This window comes from Kribbella jiaozuonensis (assembly GCF_005233875.1).
Lineage (GTDB): Bacteria > Actinomycetota > Actinomycetes > Propionibacteriales > Kribbellaceae > Kribbella > Kribbella jiaozuonensis.
Genome location: NZ_SZPZ01000007.1, coordinates 373,471 through 397,255 on the forward strand (window position 1 = coordinate 373,471; position 23,785 = coordinate 397,255).

23 protein-coding genes and 1 pseudogene are annotated in these 23,785 nt (G+C 68.4%); 13 read left to right on the forward strand and 11 right to left on the reverse strand.

Translation table 11 applies throughout. The features are described 5' to 3' along the window. Window positions 1-4 precede the first annotated feature (4 nt). The 5 genes and pseudogenes from FDA38_RS40285 to FDA38_RS40305 all read right to left on the reverse strand — a co-directional run bounded on the left by FDA38_RS40285 (window position 5) and on the right by FDA38_RS40305 (window position 4,600). On the reverse strand, window positions 5-310 hold the full coding sequence (locus FDA38_RS40285; RefSeq protein WP_137259450.1) for a hypothetical protein: 306 nt from the start codon (window positions 308-310) through the stop codon (window positions 5-7). 42 nt (window positions 311-352) lie between these two features. Next, window positions 353-1,297, reverse strand: a pseudogene (locus FDA38_RS40290) (zeta toxin family protein); the annotation flags it as partial. Window positions 1,298-1,432: 135 nt separating this feature from the next. Beyond that, entirely contained in the window at window positions 1,433-3,211 is a 1,779-nt protein-coding gene (locus FDA38_RS40295; protein ID WP_137259452.1) for a 3-hydroxyacyl-CoA dehydrogenase family protein, read from the reverse strand. Between the two features lie 64 nt (window positions 3,212-3,275). Further along, window positions 3,276-3,758 (reverse strand): NUDIX hydrolase, encoded by a 483-nt coding sequence (locus FDA38_RS40300; RefSeq protein ID WP_137259453.1) that lies wholly within the window; start codon window positions 3,756-3,758, stop codon window positions 3,276-3,278. Beyond that, window positions 3,728-4,600: a class I SAM-dependent methyltransferase gene (locus FDA38_RS40305; RefSeq protein ID WP_233715233.1), complete on the reverse strand. Its 873-nt coding sequence runs from the start codon at window positions 4,598-4,600 to the stop codon at window positions 3,728-3,730. Before FDA38_RS40305 ends, FDA38_RS40300 begins: the two co-directional genes overlap by 31 nt. Window positions 4,601-4,657: 57 nt before the next feature. On the opposite strand from FDA38_RS40305, the gene nucS reads away from it, so the two are divergent. The 3 genes from nucS to glmS all read left to right on the forward strand — a co-directional run bounded on the left by nucS (window position 4,658) and on the right by glmS (window position 7,536). Continuing rightward, window positions 4,658-5,317 (forward strand): endonuclease NucS, encoded by a 660-nt coding sequence (nucS, locus tag FDA38_RS40310; protein ID WP_130448766.1) that lies wholly within the window; start codon window positions 4,658-4,660, stop codon window positions 5,315-5,317. 78 nt (window positions 5,318-5,395) lie between these two features. Further along, the gene (locus FDA38_RS40315) at window positions 5,396-5,680 is read left to right on the forward strand and encodes a hypothetical protein (protein WP_233715213.1); all 285 of its coding nucleotides are present in this window, start codon (window positions 5,396-5,398) and stop codon (window positions 5,678-5,680) included. Window positions 5,681-5,715: 35 nt separating this feature from the next. After that, window positions 5,716-7,536, forward strand: a complete 1,821-nt coding sequence (gene glmS, locus FDA38_RS40320) for a glutamine--fructose-6-phosphate transaminase (isomerizing) (protein ID WP_137259455.1) — start codon at window positions 5,716-5,718, stop codon at window positions 7,534-7,536. Window positions 7,537-7,605: 69 nt separating this feature from the next. Here glmS and glsA read toward each other — a convergent pair whose 3' ends face one another. Beyond that, the gene (gene glsA, locus FDA38_RS40325) at window positions 7,606-9,039 is read right to left on the reverse strand and encodes a glutaminase A (RefSeq protein WP_137259456.1); all 1,434 of its coding nucleotides are present in this window, start codon (window positions 9,037-9,039) and stop codon (window positions 7,606-7,608) included. 156 nt (window positions 9,040-9,195) lie between these two features. On the opposite strand from glsA, the gene FDA38_RS40330 reads away from it, so the two are divergent. From FDA38_RS40330 to mmuM, 9 genes are all read left to right on the forward strand, one after another. Beyond that, window positions 9,196-10,311, forward strand: a complete 1,116-nt coding sequence (locus FDA38_RS40330; protein ID WP_137259457.1) for an L-talarate/galactarate dehydratase — start codon at window positions 9,196-9,198, stop codon at window positions 10,309-10,311. Continuing rightward, on the forward strand, window positions 10,308-10,985 hold the full coding sequence (locus FDA38_RS40335; protein WP_137259458.1) for a FadR/GntR family transcriptional regulator: 678 nt from the start codon (window positions 10,308-10,310) through the stop codon (window positions 10,983-10,985). The genes FDA38_RS40330 and FDA38_RS40335 overlap by 4 nt, the downstream gene beginning before the upstream one ends. Window positions 10,986-11,035: 50 nt before the next feature. Continuing rightward, on the forward strand, window positions 11,036-11,914 hold the full coding sequence (locus FDA38_RS40340) for a LysR family transcriptional regulator (protein WP_137259459.1): 879 nt from the start codon (window positions 11,036-11,038) through the stop codon (window positions 11,912-11,914). Between the two features lie 52 nt (window positions 11,915-11,966). Continuing rightward, window positions 11,967-12,890, forward strand: coding sequence for a 5-dehydro-4-deoxyglucarate dehydratase (gene kdgD, locus FDA38_RS40345; protein ID WP_137259460.1), 924 nt, complete (start codon window positions 11,967-11,969; stop codon window positions 12,888-12,890). Next, window positions 12,887-14,206, forward strand: coding sequence for an enolase C-terminal domain-like protein (locus FDA38_RS40350; RefSeq protein WP_137259461.1), 1,320 nt, complete (start codon window positions 12,887-12,889; stop codon window positions 14,204-14,206). Before kdgD ends, FDA38_RS40350 begins: the two co-directional genes overlap by 4 nt. Then, the gene (locus FDA38_RS40355) at window positions 14,207-15,031 is read left to right on the forward strand and encodes a M55 family metallopeptidase (protein WP_137259462.1); all 825 of its coding nucleotides are present in this window, start codon (window positions 14,207-14,209) and stop codon (window positions 15,029-15,031) included. A 69-nt stretch (window positions 15,032-15,100) separates the two neighbouring features. Continuing rightward, complete coding sequence (locus FDA38_RS40360; protein ID WP_137259463.1) at window positions 15,101-16,204, forward strand: esterase-like activity of phytase family protein; 1,104 nt, start codon at window positions 15,101-15,103, stop codon at window positions 16,202-16,204. Window positions 16,205-16,244: 40 nt separating this feature from the next. Next, the gene (locus tag FDA38_RS40365; RefSeq protein WP_137259464.1) at window positions 16,245-17,171 is read left to right on the forward strand and encodes an FAD-dependent oxidoreductase; all 927 of its coding nucleotides are present in this window, start codon (window positions 16,245-16,247) and stop codon (window positions 17,169-17,171) included. Further along, on the forward strand, window positions 17,155-18,039 hold the full coding sequence (gene mmuM, locus FDA38_RS40370; RefSeq protein ID WP_233715214.1) for a homocysteine S-methyltransferase: 885 nt from the start codon (window positions 17,155-17,157) through the stop codon (window positions 18,037-18,039). The genes FDA38_RS40365 and mmuM overlap by 17 nt, the downstream gene beginning before the upstream one ends. Here mmuM and pdxR read toward each other — a convergent pair. From pdxR to FDA38_RS40395, 5 genes are read right to left on the reverse strand one after another with little or no spacing between them, the layout of a single operon-like run. Continuing rightward, window positions 18,007-19,380, reverse strand: a complete 1,374-nt coding sequence (gene pdxR, locus FDA38_RS40375; protein ID WP_137259465.1) for a MocR-like pyridoxine biosynthesis transcription factor PdxR — start codon at window positions 19,378-19,380, stop codon at window positions 18,007-18,009. The two genes, mmuM and pdxR, sit on opposite strands and share 33 nt — an antisense overlap. 21 nt (window positions 19,381-19,401) lie before the next feature. Then, window positions 19,402-20,262: an SDR family oxidoreductase gene (locus tag FDA38_RS40380; RefSeq protein ID WP_202878052.1), complete on the reverse strand. Its 861-nt coding sequence runs from the start codon at window positions 20,260-20,262 to the stop codon at window positions 19,402-19,404. Further along, window positions 20,259-21,062, reverse strand: coding sequence for an ABC-2 transporter permease (locus tag FDA38_RS40385; protein ID WP_137259466.1), 804 nt, complete (start codon window positions 21,060-21,062; stop codon window positions 20,259-20,261). Before FDA38_RS40385 ends, FDA38_RS40380 begins: the two co-directional genes overlap by 4 nt. Then, window positions 21,059-21,958, reverse strand: coding sequence for an ABC transporter ATP-binding protein (locus FDA38_RS40390; protein ID WP_137259467.1), 900 nt, complete (start codon window positions 21,956-21,958; stop codon window positions 21,059-21,061). Before FDA38_RS40390 ends, FDA38_RS40385 begins: the two co-directional genes overlap by 4 nt. Then, the gene (locus FDA38_RS40395; protein ID WP_233715215.1) at window positions 21,955-22,953 is read right to left on the reverse strand and encodes an NAD(P)-dependent alcohol dehydrogenase; all 999 of its coding nucleotides are present in this window, start codon (window positions 22,951-22,953) and stop codon (window positions 21,955-21,957) included. The genes FDA38_RS40390 and FDA38_RS40395 overlap by 4 nt, the downstream gene beginning before the upstream one ends. Window positions 22,954-23,061: 108 nt before the next feature. On the opposite strand from FDA38_RS40395, the gene FDA38_RS40400 reads away from it, so the two are divergent. Then, entirely contained in the window at window positions 23,062-23,733 is a 672-nt protein-coding gene (locus FDA38_RS40400; RefSeq protein WP_202878053.1) for a TetR/AcrR family transcriptional regulator, read from the forward strand. The last annotated feature ends 52 nt before the right edge of the window (window positions 23,734-23,785 follow it).

Sequence of the window (23,785 nt, forward strand, 5' to 3'; positions counted from 1 at the left end):
ACCGTCAGCTCAGATCGGCGCGGAGGCGAGCCAGGAGCTCCGGATAGGTGCGCAGGACCTCCTGCCGCTCTGCGGCCGACATCGAGATCTGCCGGCGGGACTCCTCGGTGTACAACGCTTCTTCGGCCTGGAGTTCGGCTCGGCGGGTCTCGTCGGCCTCCTGGCTGACCAGAGCGCGGTAGCACGACAGCACCGCCTGGATCAGGTTCCGCACGCGCTCCCGCTCCACGCGCTCCTCGTCCGACGGCGCGACGTACCGACCACCGAGCGCCTCGGTGATGTGCTTCCTCGGCTCCTCGCCGTCCGGCATGGTCGGATCCTCCCGTGCAGTGTGCGAGCCAACGCTAGCCGGTCAGCGATCCGGCGTCCGGTCCGGCGACGGCCGGCCCATCGGCTCGCGGGTCGAGCCGGTCCGGTCCGCCTGATCCGCCCTGGGTGAACCGATGGTCCGTGCCGAAGCTATCCCGGCCCCGGTCACCCGGTGCAGCTCGGCCAGCCCCTGATCGAGGCGTACCAAAGACCCGCGGGCGTCCGGCACAGGCGGCGGACGCAGCTCGTGCAGCTCCCACGCACGCTGGACCTCCTCCGCGACAGGTCGCAGGAGTTCGCCACGACGGTCCAGCAGCGGTACGGCGGTCGCGACGAACCGCTCGTACTCGGCCGGCGTCGGCGGGCGGCCGAACTCGTCGAGGATCGCCTTCCTGGCCTCCCATGGGCCCGGCATCCGGCCGTCCTGGTCGCGGTGGTTCTCGTACAGGAAGAAGCCGTTCCGGTCGACGATGTACAGATCGTCGGCGTACGCCGTGGATTCGAGGAAGTGAGCCGTGTCCGGGATCAGGCCGTCCGGACGACGTGCCACGGCCGGATCCACCCACCGGCCGATCCCGGTGTCGTCGTACGCCCGCTGGAACCGCTCGGCCCGGCCGAGCATGCTGTTGGCCGGGTGCGTCACCGCGTAGGCGACGACGATCCGGTACTTCGCCGACCGGAAGTCGTCCACCCATCCCCGCACGAGAATGTCGCGGTGCAGCGGCGCGCTGGCGAGGATGTCGTACTGCGGATCACCGCGCCGGAGATGCTCGAGCAGCTGGAACCTCAGGTTCCGCGGCAGCTGTTCGGTCACTGCCTGATGACCCCGCAGCCCCAGCGTCCGCATGATCCGGTCGAACCGGGGATGGGCCGCGGAGTCGTCGTCGAAGTCGTAGACGGCGAGCGAGTCGGCGCCGAGCGACTGCTGGATCTGCCATTGCAGAGTGGTCTTGCCCGTGCCCGGCGTACCGCCGATCAGGATCACCGTCGGCCGGACCCCCGGCCGGTCGGCCCGGCGGCACCGGCGGGGTGATCTGGGCCTTGCGGAACGCGATCAGCGCAGCGACCTCGCGCGGTGTCAGCTCGAGGTCGGTCGGCCGCATGGGCCCAGGCTACAAGCGGATCAGCTCGCGTAGTCGCGGAAGCCTCGGCCGGTCTTGCGGCCGAGGTAGCCGGCGGTGACCAGGTGTTCGAGGAGTGGGGCCGGGGCGAAGCCGGGCTCGCGGAACTCCAGGTACAGGGTGCGCTGGATCGCGAGGGCGACGTCCAGGCCGACCACGTCGAGGAGGGCGAACGGGCCCATCGGGAGGCGGCAGCCGAGCTTCATCGCGGCGTCGATGTCGTCGACACCGGCGTAGTGCGCCTCGAGCATCCGGACCGCGTCGTTCAGGTACGGGAACAGCAGCGCGTTGACGATGAAGCCGGCCCGGTCGCCGCAGCGCACCGGGTGCTTGCCTGCGGCAACGGCCACGGCGGCCACCGTGTCGGCGACCTCGGGAGCGGTGCTGACCGTGCTGACGACCTCGACCAGCTGCATCACCGGCGCGGGGTTGAAGAAGTGCAGACCGACCACGTCGGACGGCCGCTTGGTCGCCATCGCGAGGTCGATCACCGGCAGCGAGGACGTCGTGGTCGCCAGGATCGCGCCCGGCTTGCAGATCTCGTCGAACGTCTCGAACAACGCCTGCTTGACGGTCAGCTCCTCGACCACGGCCTCGATCACCAGGTCGACGGACGCGAGGTCGTCGAGCTTCGCCGTACCGGTGACCCGGCGCAGCGCGGCGTCGCGTTCCTCCGAGGAGAGCTTGCCGCGCTGGACGCCCTTCTCCAGCGAGCGTTCGAGCGCGGCGCGGACCCGGTCGACCTTCTCGGTACCGCGGGCGACGTACAGCACGTCGTACCCGGCCTTGGCCGCGACCTCGACGATGCCGACCGCCATCGTGCCGGAGCCGACCACGCCGACCTGCTTGATCGCGCGGATATCCGGCGCGCCGCCGGCGGTCGACGGGGTGTGTTCGTCGTCGACGACGACCGGCGAGTCCGGGCCTTCGTAGGTGTAGAAGCCGCGCCCGGTCTTCCGGCCGAGCAGTCCGGCGGTGACCATCTGCTTGAGGATCGGCGCCGGCGCGTGCAGCCGGTTGCGGCCCTGCTTGTACATCGTGTCGAGGATCTCGTACGCCGTGTCGAGCCCGATCAGGTCGAGCAGCGCCAGCGGACCCATCGGGTATCCGCAGCCGAGCCGCATCGCCGCGTCGACGTCCTCACGGGTGGCGTAGCGGGATTCGACCATCGAGACCGCGTGGTTCAGGTACCCGAACAGCAGCGCGTTGGCGATGAAGCCGGCCCGGTCGGCCGCGACCACCGGGACCTTGTCGAGGCGGCGAGCGAGCGCCTGTACGTCGTCGACCACGTCCGGCTCGGTGACGACGGTCTTGATCACCTCGACGAACTCCTGAACCGGCGCCGGGTTGAAGAAGTGCATGCCGACGACGCGGCGCGGGCGCTGGGTGGCGACGGAGATCTCGGTCACCGACAACGACGAGGTGTTGGTCGCCAGGATCGCGTCCTCGCCGACGATCTTGTCCAGCGCGGCGAAGATCTCGCGCTTCAGTTCGAGCCGCTCGACGACGGCCTCGATCACCAGATCGCACTCGGCCAGCGCCTCCATCGTGGTGGCGAACGTGACCCGGTCGAACAGCGCCTGCTGGTCCTCGACGGACAGCTTGCCGCGCTTCACGGCCCGGTCGGTCGAGTGCTGGATGTGGCCGCGGCCGCGCTCGGCGGCCTCCTCGTCACGCTCGACGCCGACCACCGTCAGCCCGTTCCGCGCGAACACCTCGGCGATCCCGGCGCCCATCGTGCCGAGACCCACCACACCCACTGTCGTCAATTCCCGAGCCATGCTCTGCACTATGCCAGTCCGGCCAGTGGTCCGCCCATGAGTTGCATCACCGGCGAGGCCAAGCTCACACGTTCTCGTCGTACACGACCGGTGTCTCCATCCAGCCGTCCAGCAACCACTGCGGATCCGGGGCCGCCACGAGTGCCGCCGCGATCGGCCGCGGCCGCAGATCCCGCCCGGACAGCTCGGGCAGCGGCAGCCAGACGGCTCGGTAGCTCCCGCGCTCCGACTCGGCCGGGCTCGCCAGCTCCGGGCCTTCGCCGGTGCCGAACTCGCCGCCGATGACGTCCGCGCAGAAGTAGTGCTGCGTGCTGTCGCCGAAGTGCACGACCGCGACGACGCTGCGGATCTTGACCAGCAGCCCGAGCTCTTCGTAGATCTCCCGCCGCGCAGTCTCGGCCGGGCTCTCGCCTTCTTCGACCTGGCCGCCGGGCAGAACGTAGTACGTCATCCCGTCCCGGACGCGCTCGATCGCGGCGATCCCGTCGTCGGTGAGCAGTACGACGCCGGCCCGGATCATGCGCGCGTCGCCAGCACGTGGAACCACATCCCGAGCTTGCCCTCGCCGCGTTCCAACCGCTGTACCTGCCAGCCGGTGCTCGTCAGTAGCTCACGCAGCGCATCCTCCTGCCAGTGGACGAAATGTCGCGGCAGATCCAGGTTGCGATCGGACCACTCCTCGCCTTTGCCTTCACGCGTCGAGAACGCCAGTACCGGAGCCGATCGCGCCGCTTTCTTCAGGACCTGGGCCAGGTCGGGGCGGTCGAAGTGCAGGAACACCGCGTCCGCGAACACCGCCTCGTACGGTCCGCCGAAGTCGTCGGTCAGCGCGTTCAACCGGTCGACGGCGTACCCGTCGGCCCGGATCATGTCGATGAACGCCTGCGTGGCGTCGGTTCGGCGTACGACGAAGCCGCGGCGTTCCAGCTCGAGCGCATCCCGTCCGGTCCCACTGCCGATCTCCAGCACCCGCCCACCCGGCTGGATCAGCTCGGCGAGCAGATCGATCAGCGTGTTGTTGGGCTCCGTCGGGATCGAGGCGCGGAACTTCTCCGCCGCCTGCTCGTACGCCGACAAAGTCACCTCGTTGTCGGTCGCGACCCGCGTCCACCCGTCGCCGTTGTGCTCGACCGTCGCCGGAAGCTTGAGGCCGAGATCCACACCGAGTACGACGACCGTCTCGCCGCGATGCAGGTCCGCGATCGACTGCAGCTCCTGGTCCGGCCGCTGCGTCAACTCCGGTACGACGGTCAGCCGAACCCCAAGACGCTCCGCCAGCCGCGACCCGGCAGCCGCCTCGAACGTCCCGGCGTACACCTGAACAACCCGCTCCCCCACCGCCGCCTCCTGCACATCACCAGGCAGCAGCAGAATCCGGGCGGGACACATGAGGTTCACGCATCCACCCTCCCACTCCGGACGGCCGGTGCACTACGGTGCTTTCTCGTGCGCTTGGTGATTGCTACTTGTTCTGTCGACTACTCGGGGCGGCTGACGGCTCATCTGCCGATGGCGCCGCGGCTGCTGATGGTGAAGGCGGACGGATCTGTGCTGATCCACGCCGACGGCGGGTCGTACAAACCGCTGAACTGGATGTCGCCGCCGTGCAAGCTGACCGAGGAAGAGGGGGTCTGGAGCGTCACCAACAAGGCTGGTGAGGAGCTCCGGATCACGCTCGAGGAGGTGCACAGCGACACGTCGTACGAGCTGGGCACCGATCCCGGCCTGATCAAGGACGGCGTCGAGGCGCACCTGCAGGAGCTGCTCGCCGAGCACGTCCAGACCTTCGGCGAGGGCTGGACGCTGGTACGCCGCGAGTACCCGACCGCGATCGGCCCGGTCGACCTGCTCTGCCGCGACGCCGACGGCAAGCACGTCGCGGTCGAGATCAAACGCCGCGGCGAGATCGACGGCGTCGAGCAGCTCACCCGGTACGTCGAACTCCTCAACCGCGACCCGCTCCTCGCCCCGGTCCGCGGCATCTTCGCCGCCCAGCTGATCAAACCCCAGGCCCAGTTCCTCGCCACCGACCGCGGCCTCGAATGCGTCACCGTCGACTACGACGCCCTCCGCGGGATGGAATCCGACGTGCTCCGGCTGTTCTAGATCCTGACAAATCAGAGAATTTGCCCGATTTCGGGCAGAAGCTTTGCGCTGACCCTGGAAAGACTGCATGGTTGACGGGTGATCAGTGAGGCGGCGGCTGTGGAGCCGGTCGACGAGTTGGCCGATCAGGTCAGCCGGACGACCGGACTGTCGGCGGATGTCGCGCGGCGCGTGGTCGCCGACGTACTGGCCTATTTCACCGAGACGACAGAGGAGTACGTCCGGCGCCGGCACCGTGAGTTGCAGACCTACGGCGCCCGCAACGACGAGATCTTCGCCCGCCTCGGCAGCGAGCTCCGGCACTGGCCGGTCCGCTCACCCGAACTCTCTGCCCGCCAGCTGCGACGGATCGTCTACGGCTGACGCGGGACCGAACCCATACGAAAGGCACCCACTACATGTGCGGAATCGTCGGGTACGTCGGCACCAAGCCGGCCGCGCCCATCCTGGTGGACGGACTGGCCCGGCTCGAGTACCGGGGCTACGACTCGGCGGGTGTCGCCGTACTGGGCTCCAGCGAGCTGAAGGTGCACAAGGACGCCGGCCGGGTCCGTGAGCTGGAGGCGTCGCTGCCCAAGCGGTTCGGCGGCAAGCTCGGTATCGGCCACACCCGGTGGGCCACGCACGGCGGGCCCAGCAAGGACAACGCGCACCCGCACGCCAGCGGCAACGAGCGGATCGCCGTCGTACACAACGGCATCTTCGACAACGCCGGCGCGCTGCGCACCCAGCTCGAGGACGCCGGCGTCAAGCTGCGCTCCGAGACCGACACCGAGGTGCTCGCGCACCTGATCGAGCAGTCCGACGGCGCCACCCTCGAGGAGAAGGTGATGGCCGCGCTGCGCCGGATCGAGGGCACGTACGGCATCGCCGTCATCGACCTCGACTTCCCGGACCGGATCGTGGTCGCCCGCAACGGCAGCCCGCTGATCCTCGGCATCGGCGACGGCGAGATGCACGTCGCCTCCGACGCGGCCGCGCTGATCCGCTACACCCGCCAGGTCGTGTACTTGGACGACGGCGAGCTGGCCACCGTGCGCGCCGACGGGTACCGCACCTTCACGCAGGACGCGTCGCCGACCACGAAGACCGCGAAGACGGTCGAGTGGGAGGCCGAGGAGTTCGAGCGCGGCCTGCACGAGCACTTCATGATGAAGGAGATCCACGAGCAGCCGGACGCGGTCGGCCGGGTCATCCGCGGCCGCCTGGACGAACGCTTCCACACCGTGCACCTCGGCGGTCTGAACATGGACGCCCGCGAGGCGCGCGAGATCAAGCGGGTCAAGATCCTAGGCTGCGGTTCGGCGTACTACGCGGGTCAGATGGGCGCGCAGTTCATCGAGGAGGTCGCGCGGATCCCCGCCGACGCCGAGCCCGCGTCGGAGTTCCGGTACCGCAACCCGGTCGTCGAGCGGGACACGTTGTACGTCGCGGTGTCGCAGTCCGGTGAAACGCTGGACACGCTGGTCGCGGTGCAGGAGCTGAAGCGCAAGGGCGGTCGCGTGATCGGCCTGGTGAACGCGGTCGGTTCGAGCATCGCCCGCGAGGTCGACGGCGGTGTGTACCTGCACGCCGGCCCGGAGGTTTCGGTCGCGTCGACGAAGGCGTTGACGAACATGGCGGTCGGGTTCGCGATGCTCGGCATCCACCTCGGCCGGATCCGGGACGTCTCCCCCGCCGACGGTCGCCGGCTGATCGACGGCCTGAAGAAGCTGCCCGAGGACATCGCCGCGATCGTCGCGCAGGAGGAGGAGCTGGCGAAGATCGCGGGGCGGCTCGCGAAGCACGAGTCGCTCTTCTTCGTTGGCCGGACCCGCGGGTACCCGGTCGCGCGTGAGGGTGCGCAGAAGCTGAAGGAGATCTCGTACCGGCATGCGGAGGCGTATCAGACGTCTGAGCTGAAGCATGGTCCGCTGGCGCTGATCTCGCCGGATGTGCCGAGCGTCGCGATCGTCCCGGACGACGAGCTGCTGGACCGGAACATTGGCGCGCTGCACGAGATCGGCGCGCGGTCGGGTCCGCTGTACGTCGTCACGCACCCGGGCGTCGAGGTGCCGGACGGGGTCGCGGCGAAGATCGTCGTACCGAAGAACGAGGCCGAGCTCGACCCGATCCTGCTGACGATCCCGCTGCAGATCATCGCGTACTACGCGGCCGTCGCCCTCGGCCACGACGTGGACAAGCCCCGCAACCTGGCCAAGTCCGTCACCGTCGAGTAGCAGTTGCACGTTTGCGGCCCCCGTCACGCTGAGCGTGACGGGGGCCGCTGCTGTTCTGCAGAACCTGTGTCAGAGGTGCTGGGTTGATTGTGCTGCGCGGCGGGTCGACGCCGTGCCGGCTCGCTCGGTGTCGGCGCTCTGGACCGTTCCTCCGGTTCCAGGCCTGGCCAGGCCACCCAGCGCGCGGTCGGCGGCGCTTGCTGCTTCGGCTCGGCGGTCTGCTTCGTTGAAGGTGCTGGCGACGCGCGTGCGCTCGGTGTCCAGGCCGCGGTACGGGTGCAGGCCGAACTCGTTCACGAACCGCTTGCACACCTCGACGCCGCGGACCGAGTTGCCGGCCGCGTCCAACCTCGGCGAGAACGTCACCACCGCCAACCGCTTCGACGGCACGACCATCATCACGTTGCCGGACACACCGCTCTTCGCCGGCAACCCGACCTGATCCGAGAACTTCCCCGAGTCGTTGTACATCCCGCTGTGCCCCATCACCGACAGCACCCGCCCGGCGGTCTCCCGCGAGAACACCTGCTCACCGGAGTACGGCGAGACTCCCCCGTTCGCGAGCGTCGCACCCGCCGCAGCCAACCCCTGCGCATCGACCTCGAGCGAACAGATCTGGAAATAGAAGTCGGCCGTCCGGGCCGCGCCGTCCTCACCCGGCTCGGCCTTCAACATGTCGGCCGCCTTCATCAGACTCGCCAACCCACGGTTCCCGTCACCGGTCGCCTTCTCCGCCAGGTACGTCTCCTGGTCGAATCCCGGCGGCCGCCCCATCATCGCCGTCCACGTCTCGCGCACGGTCCGGAACCGGTCGCTCGTCTGCTTGCCATGATCAACCAACGCGAGCGTCGCCATCGCGCCCGCATTGATCATCGGGTTGTGCGGCCGCCGTCCCTCGCCGAGCGACAACCGGTAGTCGTTGAACGTCCCGCCGCTCTGCTCCTGACCGACCCACTGATGTACTTCGGTCGGCCCCAACTGCGAGAGCGCCATCGCGTAGTTGAACGGCTTCGACGTCGACTGCACGCTGAACCCCTGCTCGGCATCACCGATCGAGAACAGCTGCCCGTCCGCCGTACAGATCGCGATCCCGAACCGCTCCGGGTCCGCGTCCCGCAACGTCGGGATGTAGTCGGCGACATTCCCGTCCCGGTTCGGCAGCAGGTCGGCGTACATCGCCTCGATGCTCCGCGCGTACTCCTGGAACTCGTCCGGCGAGACCGCAAGCTCGCCGGCCAACGCTCGATGCACGATCCCGTCGCCGTGCTGCGCGATCCCGGCGTACTGCCGGAAGTCGATCTCGACCGGCTGGATGTCGACCCGGATTCCCGGCCGACCGTCAGCATCGCGGACATCGGCCAGCGCTGCGCGGACGCGCGCGTCGTCCGGCTGGATCCCCGCCTGTCCCAGCTTCGCGAGCAGCTCCCAGGCCCAGATGCGGCCGTTGTCGTCCTTGTCGATCGACGTGAACGTCCGCAGGAGTTCCGACTCCGACACATCCATCGCGATTTCCTTCCCCAGGCAGATGTGGTCACGCGACGACGCTGTCGGCGAAGGAGCAGCCTGGCCGACGCGTGTTTCCGTGCGAGTCACCTGGTGTTACGGCGGCGTCAATCGTGCTCTTGTCGGACAAGTTGATGACTTGTACGATCACTGGCCATGGATCGCATCCGCCAGGTGAAACTCTCGTCCGTTGTTCTTCCGCTGGATCAGCCAATCAGCGACGCGAAGGTGCTGACCGGGCGGCAGCGGCCGATGACCGAGATCGTGTTCCTGTTCGCGGAGATCGCGACCGAGCAGGAGCAGCACGGAATCGGGTTCAGCTACTCCAAGCGCGCCGGCGGTCCGGCGCAGTACGCGCATGCCAAGGAGATCGCGGCGGGGTTGATCGGCGAGGATCCGTCCGACATCGCGAAGGTGTACGACAAGCTGCTCTGGGCCGGCGCATCGGTCGGCCGATCCGGCGTCGCGACGCAGGCGATCGCGGCGATCGACATCGCACTCTGGGACCTGAAGGCGAAGCGGGCCGGCCTCCCGCTGGCCAAGCTGCTCGGCGCGCATCGCAACTCGGTCCGTGCGTACAACACGTCCGGCGGCTTCCTGCACGCGCCGATCGAGGAGGTCAAGGAGCGCGCCTCGAAATCGCTTGCCGACGGCATCGGCGGGATCAAGATCAAGGTCGGCCAGCCCGACACCCGGATCGACCTCGAACGGGTCCGCGCCGTCCGCGAGCACCTCGGCGACGACGTACCGCTGATGGTCGACGCGAACCAGCAGTGGGACCGCCCGACCGCGCTGCGCTTCGGCCGCGTGCTCGAGCAGTTCGACCTGGTCTGGATCGAGGAGCCGCTCGACGCGTACGACGCCGTCGGTCACGCGGAGCTGGCCGCGGCGCTGGACACTCCGATCGCGACCGGCGAGATGCTGTCGAGCGTCGGCGAACACGTCCGGCTGATCGAGGCGCGGGCCGCCGACATCATCCAGCCGGACGCACCGCGGATCGGCGGTATCACGCCGTTCCTCAAGCTCGCGACGCTTGCCGACCACAACGGTCTTCAGCTGGCGCCGCACTTCGCGATGGAGATCCACCTGCATCTCGCGGCCGCCTACCCGCGCGAGCCCTGGGTCGAGCACTTCGAGTGGCTGAATCCCTTGTTCAACGAGCGTCTGGAGACGATCGACGGCCGGATGCTCGTGCCGGACCGGCCGGGGCTCGGCTTCACTACCAGCGAGCAGTGTGCGCGGTGGACGGTCGACGGCTGTGAGTTCCGATGAGCGGTTTGGCATACCAAATCGTCGAGGAGCTGAAGCAACGGATTCTGAGCGGCGAGATCAGGCCCGGCGAGAAGTTGCCGGGTGAGAACGGTCTGGTGGAGGAGTTCGGCGTGAGCCGGACGGTGGTGCGCGAAGCGGTCTCCAGGCTGCAGGCGGCCGGGCTGGTGGAGACGTTCCAGGGGCGCGGTTCGTTCGTGCTCGAGGTTCCGGAGCGTACGTCGGGGTTGCGCGAGGTGCGATCGCATCGGGACGTGCTGGAGCTGATGGACTTCCGGATCGGTGTGGAGAGCGAGGCGGCCGCGCTGGCGGCAGGCCGACGGACGGTATACCAACTGAAAGGGATCGAGCGGGCGCTGGACGACTACCGGCTGATCGGCGACGATCCGGCCCGATCGGTGGAGGCCGACTTCGCGTTCCACCTGAAGGTTGCGGTTGCCTCAGGCAACCGGTTCTACTCCGACCTGATCGCTGACCTCGGCCCGATGATGATCATGCTGCCGCGAACCCGACTCGACCCGGCGTACGAGATGTCCGACGCGACCCATCTCACCCGCGTCGTCCTCGAACACGAGAACATCTACGCCGCCATCACCCGCTCCGACCCCGAAGCAGCCCGCGCAGCAACCCGCATCCACCTCTCAAACACCCGCCACCGCCTCACCAACGGGCAGTGATCATGCGCGATCAAGGCGGATACTGCGTCGAGTGATACCTTTTGGGAATCATGTTTTCGCTCGATCAGTTGAGTGCTTTTGTCGCCGTTGCTGAGGAGTTGCACTTTGGGCGGGCGGCGGAGCGGTTGAATATGACTCAGCCGCCGCTGAGTCGGCAGGTGCAGAAGCTCGAGCGGGCCGTCAGGGTGCGGCTGCTTGAACGGGACAACCGCAAGGTCGAGCTGACCGAGGCGGGGCGGGCGTTTCTGGTTGAGGCTCGGCTGTTGCTGGCGCTGGTTGAGACCGCGGGTGATCTGGCGCGTCGGGTCGACCGGGGCGCGGCCGGGACACTGCGGCTCGGGTTCACCGCGACCTCGGCGATTCGCACTCTCGGTCCGCTACTGCGTCGGCTGTCGGAGGAACTGCCGGACGTCGACGTGATCCTGCACGAGCGGGTCACGCCTGCTCAGCTCGACGCCCTGCTGCGTGGCGAGCTCGATCTCGGCCTCGGGCGGCCGCCATTCGACACCGACGTACTGGAGTCGCGGGTGGTATACCGCGAGCCGTTGTGTGCTGTTGTCCCCGGCAACCATCGGCTGGCGGCGCTCGGCCGGCCGTTGACCGCGGCCGACTTCGCCGGTGAGCAGGTGATCAGCTACTCGCCGACGCAGGCGCGCTACTTCCACGAACTGACCGTGCGGTTCCTCGCCGAGTCGCACCCACGGATCGAGCAACGAGTGCAGCAGATCCTGACGGTGATCCTGCTCGTCGCGGCCGGACGCGGCGTCGCCCTCGTCCCGGCGTCAGCCCGCAGCCTCGGCGTGGAGGGCGTCGCGTACTGCGACCTCGAGGACGCCGGCGACCCGGTCGAGTTGCACGCGATCTGGCGGCGGGACGCGACCAGTCCGGTCCTGCGACGGGTGCTCACGATGCTTCCAGAGCATCGCTAGATCCAAAATCGATCTTGGACAGGTATCCACCAGCCTTCCTACGCTGACCAGCGTGACCCACTACTCCCCCACCGAGCTCGCAGCGCAGCTGAAGACCGGCTTGCTCTCGTTCCCCGTCACGCATTTCCACCCGGATCTGAGCTTCAACGCCGCCGCCTACCGCGAGCACCTGTCGTGGCTCAGCCAGTACGACGTCGCGGGCCTCTTCGCCGCGGGCGGTACCGGCGAGGGCTTCTCGCTGACCACGGCCGAGAGCGACACCGTCGTACGGACAGCTGTCTCGGAGGTGAACGGACGGGTCCCGGTGATTGCGCCGGCCACCGGCGGTACGGCGACCGCGATCGCGGGAGCGCAGGCGGCCGAGGCTGCTGGAGCGGACGGGATCTTGCTGCTGCCGCCGTACCTGACCGAAGCGGGACAGCACGGTCTGATCGAGCACGTGACGGCGGTATGCCAAAGCACGAACCTCGGCGTGACCGTGTACAGCCGGGCGAACGCGATCCTCAACGACGTCTCGGTCGCCGAGCTCGTGGAGCGGAATCCGAACCTGGTCTGTCTCAAGGACGGGGTCGGCAACATCGAGATGATGACGCGGACGTACGCGCGGGTGGGTGAGCGGCTCACGTACATCGGCGGGCTGCCGACGGCCGAGACGTTCGCGCTGCCGCTGCTGCAGCTCGGGTACAGCACGTACTCGTCGGCGATCTTCAACTTCGTGCCGGAGTTCGCGCTCGGCTTCTATGCGGACGTCGTCGCGCAGGACCGGACTTCGGTATACCAAAAGCTGAACCAGTTCGTGCTGCCGTACCTGGACATCCGGGACCGGATGAAGGGGTATGCCGTTTCGATCGTGAAGGCCGGAGTGAACGCGATCGGCCGGTCGGCGGGCCCGGTGCGACCGCCGCTGCAGGACCTGACCGATGACGAACTGGCGCAGCTGACCAAGTTGATCGGCTTGATCGGGAAGGTCAAATGACACCGACCGTTGCGTCTGTCGAGGTCGTGCCCGTCGCCGGGTATGACAGCATGCTGCTCAATCTGAGCGGTGCGCATGGCCCGTTCTTCACTCGCAACATCGTGATCGTGACCGACAGCTCGGGTAACACCGGGCTCGGCGAGGTGCCGGGCGGCGAGAAGATCGCCGACACCATCCGCGAGGCCGCGCCGCTTCTCGTCGGACAACAGCTCAGCCGGCATCGGAGTCTGCTCCGCGAGGTCTCCACGACGTTCGCGGGACGGGACAGCGGTGGGCGCGGGCTGCAAACCTTCGACCTCCGCACGACCGTGCACGCGGTGACAGGGCTCGAGTCCGCGTTGCTGGATCTGCTTGGCCAGCACCTTGGTATACCAGTCGCCGAACTGCTCGGGGACGGGCAACAACGCACCGCAGTCCCAGTGCTGGGTTATCTGTTCTACGTCGGGGATATAGCGCAGACAGACCTGCCCTACCGAACCGATGACGGTGGCGGCAAGTGGGAGGAACTGCGGCGGCGGGCGGCGTTGACGGCGGAGGCGGTTGTTGCTTTGGCGGAGGCTGCTCAGGAGCGGTACGGGTTTGCCGACTTCAAGCTGAAGGGCGGCGTGTTCGACGCGCAGGTGGAGATCGACGCGGTCCGCGCGCTGCATGAACGTTTCCCGACGGCGCGCATCACCGTTGATCCGAACGGCGCCTGGTCGGTCCGCGAAGCCATCGCGGTCTGCTCGGGACTGGACGACGTACTCGCATATGTCGAGGACCCGTGCGGCGCCGAGCCCGGGTTCTCCGGCCGGGAGACGATGGCCGAATTCAAGCGGTATACCGGACTCCGCACCGCGACCAACATGATCGCGACCGACTGGCGGGAACTCGCGCACGCGATCCGGATGGACGCCGTCGACATCCCGCTGGCCGACCCGCACTTCTGGACGATGGCCGGATCGGTGCGGGTCGCGCAGCTCTGCAACGACTTCGGGCTGACCTGGGGTTCGCACTCGAACAACCACTTCGACATCTCGCTCGCGATGTTCACGCAGGTCGGCGCGGCCGCGCCCGGCGACATCACTGCGCTCGACACGCACTGGATCTGGCAGGACGGCCAGGCCCTCACGAAGGAGCCGTTGCAGATCGTCGACGGCGAGATCGCCGTACCCACGCGTCCCGGCCTGGGCGTCGAGCTCGACCGCGACGCAGTGGACGCGGCACACGAGCTCTACCTGGAGCACGGACTCGGCGCCCGTGACGACGCGATCGCCATGCAGTACCTCATCAAGGACTGGACCTTCGACCCGAAACGGCCCTGTATGGTGCGCTAGATGAGGGTCTTCTTGTCAACGGACATGGAAGGTACGGCGGGCGTCGTCGACTGGAGTCAGTGTCGCGGACCCGGTCCGGAGTACGAGTACTACCGAGATCAACTGCAGGCCGAGGTGAACGCCGCGATCGACGGCGCGCTGGCTGCCGGCGGCACCGAGTTCCTCGTCAACGACTCGCACTCGACCATGCAGAACCTGCGTCCCGACGCGCTGCACGGTCGCGCGAGCTACCTGTCCGGCAAGCACAAGCCGCTCTACATGATGGAGGGCCTCGACGACTCGTACGACGCGGCGTTCTTCGTCTCGTACCACGGGTCGGCCGGGTCGACAGGGTCCGTACTGCACCACACGTACAACCCGCGCGCGGTCGCCGAAGTACGTCTGAACGGCACGATCACCGGTGAGGCCGGGATCAACGCGCTGGTGGCGCTCGCGTACGGCGTTCCCGTCGTACTGATCTCGGGCGACCGGGTGACGATCGACGAGGCGCAGCCGTTCTGCCCGGACATCGAGTCGATCGTCGTCAAGGACTCGGTCTCGCACAACGCCGCGCTCTCCGTACATCCGGAACGGGCCCGCGAGCTGATCCACGACGGCGCCCGGCGCGCGCTCGCGCGGTTGAGCGACATCAGGCCGCCGAGCATCACGCTGCCGGCCGAGCTGACCGTCCGGTTCCACAGTCGCGCGTTCGCCGAGCTGGCGTGTGCGCTGCGGAACGTCGAACGCCGCGAGGACAAGGTCGTTGCTCTGCGCAACGATGATCCGCTGGAGCTGTACCGGACCTTCATCGCGACCGTGCTGCTGAGCCGCGGTGTGAGCGAGTAACCAGGCGTTCAACTGCTGTTGCGCAGGATAGGTTTTGATCGCAGCTGTCGTCTCGACCGAGGAGCCCGCATGCGTTGGCAGAAGCCGCTTGCCGCAGCAGTTGTCCTGACCGCTCTCACTACGACGCTGACCGCGTCCGCCACAGCTGACAAGCACAGCCACGGCAACGGCAGCAGCGGCGGCGCCTGCTCGCCGGACGCCAACTTCCTCGGCTTCAGCGACGCGCTGGACAAGACGACATTCGACGGACAGCCGGTCGCCGGCCTGTCGGCACTCAACGTCACCGGCCCGCACAGCGCTCTTGCGCTGGTCGACAACGTCGGGACCACGCCGGCCCGCGTGTTCGACCTCAAGGTCAACAGCAAGCCGACCTCGGTCCGCGTCGACGGGATGACGATCCTCACCCGCCCGGACGGTACGCCGTACAACGGTGGCGACTTCGACGGTGAAGGGCTCGTCGTCGAGCGGGGCAACCGCACCATCCTCGCGACCTCGGAGCGTGAGCCGTCGATCCGCCGCTTCCGGCTGTCGGACGGCAAGGAGATCGCGTCGCTGCCGGTCCCGAGCCGGTTCCAGGTCGCGCCGGCCGGCGAGGCGACCAGCAACGCGACGTTCGAGTCGCTGGCGGTCAGCCGTGACGGGCTGTCGTTGTTCGCCGGCATGGAAGGCCCGCTGGCGTCGGACGGCACGGACGCCAACAACCGCACCCGGAACCGGATCATTCGGTACTTCGGTCTGCCGGGCCACCAGTACCGGCCGATCGCGCAGTACGCGTACAAGCCGGACCCGGGCCTCGCGCTGGTCGAGCTTGCATGGGTGAGCCCGACCGAGCTGGTGTCGATGGAGCGGACGTTCACCGCGGGCGTCGGGAACACGATCCGCGTGTTCACCGTGTCGCTGCGGCGGGCGTCGGATGTGACCAAGGTGGCGTCCCTGGCCGACGCGCCGGAGAAGGTCTTCCTGCAGAAGAAGCTGCTGTTCGACCTGGTGAACTGCCCGCCGTCGGGCGCGGTCGCCAAGCAGCCGCAGCCGAACCCGCTGCTGGACAACGTCGAAGCGCTTGGTCTGGGTGGAAACCTGCCCGGCGGGCGGCGGCAGCTGTACCTGATGTCCGACGACAACAACGGCGCCACCCAGATCACCCGGTTCTACTCGCTGGCGGTCAAGCTCTAGCACGCTGGCGTGATCACGGTGCTTGGGTAACACTGTGTGAATGCGCGTGATCGTGGTCGGTGCGGGCGTGATCGGGCTGAGCTGTGCCGTCCGGCTCGCCGAGGGCGGGTACGACGTGGCCGTGTTCGCCCGGGACCTGCCGTTGGAGACGACGTCGTCCGTCGCGGCCGCGATCTGGTACCCGTACCTGTCGGCGCCGGAGGATCGGGTGGCCGGCTGGTCGCGGGCGTCGTACGAGGAGTTCGCGAAGCTGGCGGAGATCGAGCCGTCGGTGCAGCTGCGGCACGGGCGGGAGTTCCTGACCGAACGTACGCCGGATCCGCGGTGGGCCGACGTACTGCCTGATCTGACGCGGCTCGGGTCGCCGCCGGAGGGGTTCGTGGACGGATGGTCGTTCACGGCGCCGGTGATCGACATGCCGACGTACCTGCCTGCGTTGGTGAAGCGGCTCGAGCAAGCCGGCGGGACATTGACGCGGGCGGCGTTGTCCGCGTTGCCGACCGGGGCGGATCTGGTCGTGAACTGCACAGGGCTCGGGGCGCGACTGACCGCGAGTGATCCGACGGTGACGCCGGTCCGTGGTCAGGTGATGACGGTCGAGCCGTGCGGTCTGACCGAGTGGCTGCTTGCGGATCGGTCGCCGTCTGAGCTGACGTACGTGGTCCCGCGGGAAAAAGACGTGGTCGTCGGCGGCACGAGTCAGCCGGGCGACTGGAACCTGGCTGTTGATCCTTCGACCAGCTCGGCGATCCTCGAGCGGGCGGCGGAGCTCGTTCCCCAACTCCGCAAGGCGAAGATCATCCGGCAGCGGGTCGGCCTGCGGCCGGCGCGGCCGACGATCCGGTGCGAGCTCGTGCGTACGCGGACCGGCGAGCCGGTGATCCACTGCTACGGGCACGGCGGGTCGGGCGTCACACTGTCGTGGGGCTGCGCGGACGAGGTCTTGGAACTTGTCCAAGGCCTCTGACGGTTTGGTCATCCTCGACGGTGGTCTCTCGAACGCTCTCGAGGACCGCGGTCACGACCTGTCCGACGCGCTGTGGTCGGCGCGGTTGTTGCGGGACGATCCGGCGGAGATCGCGGCGGTTCATCGTGCGTACTACGAAGCAGGCGCGATGGTCGCGACGACGGCGAGCTACCAGGCGAGCGTGGTCGGGTTCGAGCGGGCCGGCGTCGGGCGGGCCGAGGCGGAGCGGCTGATCGCGAGCAGCGTGCGGATCGCGCAGGAGGTGCGCGACGAGTTCCCCGGGCGACTGGTCGCCGCGTCCGTCGGCCCGTACGGCGCGATGCTGGCGGATGGCTCGGAGTACCGCGGTCGGTATGGCGTGACCTCCGCCGTCCTGCGCGACTTTCACGGGCCACGCCTCGAACTGCTGATGAACGCCGGCCCTGACCTGCTCGCCATCGAAACCATCCCCGACGCTCAGGAAGCCGAGGTGCTGGTGGAGCTGTTGGCCGAGCTGGACTTTCCGGCGTGGTTCTCGTACTCGATCGACGGCTCGCATACCCGTGCCGGCCAACCGCTGCGGGATGCCTTCGCCATCGCGGCGATCGACCAGGTGGTTGCCGTAGGCATCAACTGTTGCCGGCCGGAAGACGTACTATCCGCCGTCGAGGCCGCGGTAGCCGTCACCGGGAAGCCAGCAGTTGCCTACCCCAACCGCGGTGAGTCCTGGGATGCCAACACCAAACGCTGGGTCGGCAATGGCACAGGCCCAGCGACCTTCGCCTTCGACTGGGCGGCAGCCGGGGCGACCTACATCGGCGGTTGCTGCCGGGTCGGTCCGAACGACATCCGGGAGCTACACGCCAAGTACCTGGCAGAGGAGGTCTAGGGCTCCGGGGTAGGCGTGGTCGGGTGGGGTGCCGTAGCCGACGATGACTGCTTGGCGGGTGGCTGGGGTTGGGTTGAAGTGGTACGTGGAGAGGTTGGCCAGGCCGAGGCCTTGGCGGGCGGCTCGGGTGACGATGTCCTCGGCGTCGCCCGGTACGTCGAGGAGGACGTGCAGGCCGGCGGAGATGCCGGCTACCTGGACGTTGGGGGCGCGGACGGCCAGGAGTTCGACCAGGCGGTCGCGGCGGCGGCGGTAGTGCAGGCGGGAACGGCGTACGTGGCGGTCGTAGTGGCCGGAGGCAATGAATTCGGCGAGGATCAACTGGTCGAGCGTCGCGGTCTGGTAATCCGCTGTGCGCTTCGCGGCGACCACCGGTTCGATCAGGCGTTGCGGCAGCACCATCCACGCCAGTCGCAGGCCGGGCGCGAGACTCTTGCTCGCCGTACCCGTGTAGACGACCCGCTCCGGATCGAGCGCCTGCAGCGCCCCCACCGACTGCCGGTCGTACCGGAACTCGCCGTCGTAGTCGTCCTCGATCAGCACCGCGCCGCTCTCCCGCGCCCACTCGACAGCAGCGGTACGACGCTCCGGCGCGAGCGGCACGCCCGTCGGCATCTGGTGTGCAGGCGTGAGCAGCACCCCCTGCCCGGTCAGCCGCGACGTCTGCGCACCGAGCTCGTCCACCGGCACAGCCACAGCCGACAGACCACGCGCCCGGATCACGTCCCGATGCAGCCCGTACCCGAACTCCTCGACCGCGATCGTCGTACCGCCGAGGTTCTTGATCGCCTCGCCCAGCAGACTCAAGGCCTGCACATACCCCGAGCAGATCAGGATCCGCTCCGGATCCGCCCGCACCCCGCGAGCCCGGGCGAGGTAGTCCGCTAGCTCCCGCCGCAGCTCGATCCGGCCGCGCGGATCGCCCAACCCGAACGCCTCGTTCGGCGCCAGCGTCAACGCCTTGCGTGCCGCCGCCAACCACTCCGTCCGCGGGAACGTCGCCACATCCGGAGACCCCGGCGTCAGGTCGTACCGATACGACCGCTCCTCCGGAAGCACCACAGCCGGCATCGACGGTACGGCGGCCCGGTTGGCAACCACCGTCCCGGACCCCTGCCGCGCAGTCAGCCACCCCTCGGCCACCAGCTGCCCGTACGCATCCGCGACCGTGTTCCGCGCAATCCCGAGATCCTTCGCCAACGACCGCGACGACGGCAACCGCGTCCCGGCAGGCAATCGCCCCGTCCGGATCGACTCGTGCAAGGCATGCACCAGCTCGTTCCGCCCCCGCGCGGCGGCCAGATCCAGATGCAGATCCGCCCCCGCCTCGGAATCCTCCATGAAACCGGACTTTATCGCGCCTCAGCCCGCCACCAGTTCCTCACTGATCCCCCAGAGCCGCCCCGCGGCCACCTCGTCGTAGCTGCGTACCGAGGACCTGCCGGGCCTGCCGTTGGTGAAGAACCCACCCGTCACCCGGCTGAGCGCAGGTGCCGAGGCCAAGTGGATCGAAGTCATCGCACCCTTGGCCGCGGACCTCATGAACGGCCGCAGGAACGGGACCACCATCCGCTGTACGCCGCTGGGATCCTCGGCCCCGAACGACGTACTCACCACCCCCGGATGCAGCGCGTTCGCCGTGATGTGGCCGGATCCCACCCGCCTGGCCAGCTCGTAGCTGAACAGCAGGTTGGCGAGCTTGGACTGGCTGTAGGCGGCCGCACCGGAGTACGACTGCTCTCCTTGCAGATCGCCGAAGTCGATACGCCCGGAGGCCTGCGCACTCGACGAGACCGTGACCACACGTGCCGGTGCGCTGTCCTCGAGCCGGTCGAGGAGCAGGTGAGTGAGCAGGAACGGCGCGAGGTGGTTCAGCGCGAAGGTCCGCTCGAGGCCGTCGGCGGTGAGGTGCCTTGTGTCCCAATACCCGCCGACGTTGTTGACCAGTACGTCGATCCGCGGCAGCTCGGCCAGTACGGCGGCGGCCAAGCGGCGAACCTCCGACTGGGACGACAGGTCGGCCACGAACACGTCCACCAGCGCACCGGACCTCGTACGGATCTCGGCCGCGGCCGCCTCGGCCCGCGCCCGGTCGCGACCGGTGATCGCGACGCGGGCGCCCAGGATGGCCAGGCCCGTGGCGGTTGCCTTGCCGATGCCACCGGTGCCGCCGGTGACCAGGACTGTTCGCCCGGTCATCCGGCCCTCTCGATTCGTTGTCACTTGACCTCTGCTCGCATGACCATTCGGAGTCCGATGAGTAGCGGGATGACGAGCCAGACGATTCCCGTGACGCCGATGTTCGCCCATTGCTCGCCGGTGAGGGACTTGTCGAAGACGAACAGGCCGCTCTGGGCGAACTGGATGTCGACCCACGGCTGCAGGTTGTGGAACCAGTGCGAGCCCGCAGCCAGCAGGCTGAAGACCGTCGGCAGCAGGAAGGTGAGGACGAAGTACGCCACCACCGCCCCGATCGAGGCCCGGATCAGGACGCCCAGCATGAAACCGACCAGCAGACTCAGCACCATGCCGAGGACGTAGTACAGGCATTGGGTGATCGTCACGTCCCAGACCAGATCGGCACCGGTGACGGCCGCGCCGATCAAGTTGCCGAGGGCACCGACCGCGAAGGTCAGCGCCATCGCCGCGATCGCGATGACGACCGACGAGATCGCCTTGGCGGTGATGATCCGGCCCCGGTGCGGGACGAGCGTGAACGTGGTCAGACCGGTGCGCTGGCTCCATTCACTGGTGACGGCCAGGATCGCGACCAGCGGCAGGATGATCACCACCGGGAACCGGATCGCGGTCGCGAAGGTCGAGTACGTGAGCTGGGCAGGCTCGGCGAACAGGATCACCCCGGTGGCCGCGAGTACGGCGGTGATCGCGATGCTGGCGATCAGCCAGAAGCCGGATCGGGTGTCGAACATCTTGCGGAGCTCGACCGCGATGATCCGGGTCAACGGGACCGATGGGACGACGGCCCGGCGCGGCCGGACTGCTTCTACTGCGACGGCGGTCATGCCGGTGCTCCTTCGCGCTGGGTCGTGGATGTGAGCTCGAGGAACATCTCCTCCAGGCCGGCGCCCTCCGCGGCACGCAGTTCGGTCAGCGCGATACCCGACTCGAGCGCCACCGTCCCGACGAGTGCGGCGTCCGCGTCGGTCCGCAGCGCGCCGTCGCCGGTCGCACTCGCGGTCAGTCCCCAGTCCGTCAGAGCCTGCTCGAGGCGGGCCAGATCGACGGCGCGAACGATGGTGCCGGCGGCGTGCAGCAGTTCGGTCTTGGTGCCGTGCGAGACGATCCGGCCGTGGCCGATCATCACGATGTCGTCGGCGATGACCTCGATCTCGTGCAGCAGATGCGAGGACAGCAGGACGGTCCCGCCGCGGTCGGCGTACCCGCGGAGCAGGTCCCGCATCCAGCGGATGCCGGCCGGGTCCAGCCCGTTCGCGGGCTCGTCGAGGATCAGTACGTCGGGGTCGCCGATCAGCGCGGTCGCGATGCCGAGCCGTTGACGCATGCCGAGCGAGTACTCCCCCACTCGCCGCGACGCCTCGTCCGGGGTCAGGCTGACCGTGGTCAGCATCTCCTCGACCCGTGTACGCGGCAGGCCCATCAGGCGCTGCGCCAGGGTCAGGATCTCGCGGCCGGTGCGACCCGCGTGTTGTGCGGACGCGTCGAGCAGGACTCCTACCTCGCGTCCCGGGTTCGGCAGGTCCGAGAACTTCCGTCCCGCGATCGTTGCCGTTCCGGAGGTGGCTCGGGTCAGGCCGACCATGATCCGCATCGTGGTCGATTTGCCGGCACCGTTCGGGCCGAGGAATCCGGTCACCCGGCCCGCGGCGGCGGTGAAGCTGACGTCGTCGACGGCGAGCGTGCCGCCGTACTTCTTCGAGAGTCCTTCGACGGTGATCATGCGGACATCCCGGTGATCGCGATCTTGCCGCGGGCCTTGCCGGTGGTCAGGTGGCGCATGGCGTCGGGGACCTGGTCGAGCGGGTAGGTGCGGTCGAGGCTCGGGGTGACCTTGCCGGTCTCGATCAGGGCGGTGAGGCGGACGAGTTCGCTGCCGCGCACGTTGCCGACGAAGAAGGTCAGCCGCTGGCGTACGAACAGCGACAGGGCCAGTGCCCGGAACTGCCGGTTCATCCCGCCGCTCGGGCCGCCGCCGTCCTCACCACCGGTGATGACAACCGTGCCGGTCGGCGTCAGCGCGCGCCGGAGCCTGGAGAGCGCGGGGTTGCCGGCGATATCGATGATCAGGTCGTAGCGATCGCCACTCGCGGCGAAGTCGTCGCGCGTGTAGTCGATGACGTGATCAGCGCCCAGCGCCCGGACGAGATCGAGCTTGGAGGTGCTGGCGACGCCGGTGACTTCCGCCCCGAAGGCCTTGGCCAGCTGTACGGCGAAGCTGCCGACGCCGCCTGATGCACCGATGACGAGGACATGCTGCCCGGCCTCGACCCGGCCGGTGGTCAACGCGTCCAGCGCGGTGAGCGCCGAGATCGGGACGACGGCAGCCTCCTCGAACGCGAGGTTGGCCGGCTTGTGGGCGAGCTTGTCCTCGCGGGCGACGGCGTACTCCGCGAACGAGCCGGGCGCCTCGCCGTACACCTCGTCCCCGACGGCGAACTTGGTGACACCGGAGCCGACGGCCTCGACCGTGCCGGCCACATCGCGTCCGGGGACCGGGTTGCGCGGGCCGCGGAATCCGAAGGCGAGCCGGAGCAGGTACGGCGTACCCGTCATCACGTGCCAGGTGCCGCGGTCGAGGCCGGCGGCGTGCACGCGGACGAGCACGTCGGTCGCGGCCGGTTCGGGACGGGCGATCTGCCTGACCTGCAGGACATCGGCGTCGCCGTACCTGTCCTGCACGATCGCTCTCATGGTGGTCGTGGTCGTGCTGGCCATGGTGTTTCCCCCTGGTGTCCTGGATGTCGGAGCCCCCAGCGCCGATGGCCTTTCGTACTAAGTACGGTGACCGTATCGTACTTTGTACGAAACTGCTATGGTCCGGGGGTGGAGAAGTCAGCTGGTGACACAGCGCAGGGCCGCCAGCGGCTGAGCCGGGAGCGGGTGCTGGCTGCCGCCGTCGGGGTGGCCGACGCGGGCGGGATCGGGGCTCTCACGATCCGTTCGCTGGCCCAGGAGCTCGGGGCGAAACCGATGTCGGTCTACTACCACGTGGCCAACAAGGACGCGATCCTCGACGGCATCGTCGATGTGGTCTTCAGCGAGATCGACCTGCCGTCACCCGGCGGCGACTGGCGCTCCGAGCTGCGCCGGCGCGCGGCGTCGGCCCGGCAGGTACTGCGACGGCATCGCTGGGCGATCGGGCTGATGGAGTCACGGACGACTCCAGGCCCGGCGACGCTCCGCCATCACGACGCGGTCATCGCGACTCTGCGGGCAGCGGGCTTCTCATTGGAGATGACGGCGCACGCGTACGCGCTGATCGACAGCTACACCTACGGCTTCGCGCTCCAGGAAGCCGGGCTCCCCTTCGAAGGCCCGGACACCGTGGCGCCGGTCGCGGACTCGATCATGGAGCAGTTCCCCGCGGGCGACTACCCGCATCTCGTCGAGATGGCGACCGGCTACTACTTCAAGACCAGCTACGACTTCGCCGACGAGTTCGACTTCGGCCTCAACCTGATCCTCGACGGTCTGAGCAGCTCGCTGCACGGCTAGCGCTTTCCGGTCCATACAGGCGTACTGTGGCGGTAGCTCCGGAACGACGACA